Source organism: Parendozoicomonas verongulae, from assembly GCF_009711465.1.
Taxonomy (GTDB): Bacteria; Pseudomonadota; Gammaproteobacteria; order Pseudomonadales; family Endozoicomonadaceae; genus Sansalvadorimonas; species Sansalvadorimonas verongulae.
In genome coordinates this window covers 1,208-2,267 of the sequence record NZ_SMME01000627.1, presented here as the reverse complement: position 1 = coordinate 2,267, position 1,060 = coordinate 1,208, and the positions used below count along the sequence as shown (strand labels likewise).

Below are 1,060 nucleotides of genomic sequence, written 5' to 3'. Positions count from 1 at the left end.
ACTCTCACCGCCGGGGCAGCAGTGATGCCCAGTGCAAGTGGAAGCAGAATATTACCTGCCCCTGTGGCACCACTTTCGATTCAGCCAACCTGCTTAACACTCACCGCCGGAACAGCAGTGATGTCCGGTGCATGGGGAAGCAAAACACCACCTGCCCCTGCGGTGCCGTCTTCGATACGGTCAACCTGCTTCACTCTCACCGCCGGGTGCGCAGCGACGCCCGGTGCAAGGGGAAGCAAAACACCACCTGCCTCTGCGGCGCCACCTTTGATTCGGTCAGTCTGCTTAACGCTCACCGTCAGGGCAGCAAAGATGCTCAGTGCAGGGGGAAAAGGAACACCGTCTGCCCCTGCGGCGCCATCTTCGATTCGGCCAACCGGCTTAAAACTCACTACCAGAGCAGCAGCGACGTTCGGTGCAAGGGGAGGCGGAACACCACCTGCCCCTGTGGCACTATCTTCGATACGATCAGCCGACTTAACGCTCACCGCCAGAGCAGCAGAGACGCACGATGCAAGGGGAAGCAGAACACCACCTGCCCCTGCGGCACTACCTTCGATACGGTCAGCCTTCTTAACTCTCATCGCCGGATTAGCAACGACGTCCGGTGCAAGAGACAGCCGATCAAAAAGAAAGGAGACGGTATTTAAAAAGAACCGCTATCTTACTCATTGACTAGCCTTTCGTGCTTGGGTTGAATCAGATGTTATGCTCGTTGCAAAGGCTGGCAAATACCTCATGGCTTCTTATCCTGACCGTAGCTCCCGCTATTGTTACTGATGCGGGTATAGACAAACAGGTGATTAGCTGCACGCTTGTTGTGCCAACAGGTGAAGGGGAGGCCGATATCATCTCAACAGGCCGTATCCGCACATCATCACCCGTCGTTCAGCCTTTGGACGACACATTCTGTGTACCGGATCCAGAAAATAGCCTGCTGTGCCAGGGGGATGGGAGTCCATCCAGAATCACGCTGCCACGCCAGGACAAGGAAACCCTTGGGCTGATAGCAGAGGGCTCTACCTGCACCGCAGCTCCCAGCAAGGTTGATTCCCCATCG

General features: G+C 56.3%; 2 protein-coding genes. One reads left to right on the top strand and one right to left on the bottom strand.

Annotated elements, in window-relative coordinates; all coding sequences use genetic code 11:
- Positions 1–80: 80 nt before the first annotated feature.
- Entirely contained in the window at positions 81–584 is a 504-nt protein-coding gene (locus E1189_RS23100) for a hypothetical protein (RefSeq protein WP_196221046.1), read from the bottom strand.
- A gap of 119 nt (positions 585–703) precedes the next feature.
- On the opposite strand from E1189_RS23100, the gene E1189_RS23095 reads away from it, so the two are divergent.
- Positions 704–1,060 (top strand): hypothetical protein (locus tag E1189_RS23095; protein ID WP_196221045.1); only part of this gene is annotated, 357 nt, incomplete at its 3' end.

Bases quoted from the DNA above. Each gene is read 5' to 3' on its own strand.
- E1189_RS23100 (WP_196221046.1), bottom strand. From the start codon at position 584: ATGAGAGTTAAGAAGGCTGACCGTATCGAAGGTAGTGCCGCAGGGGCA.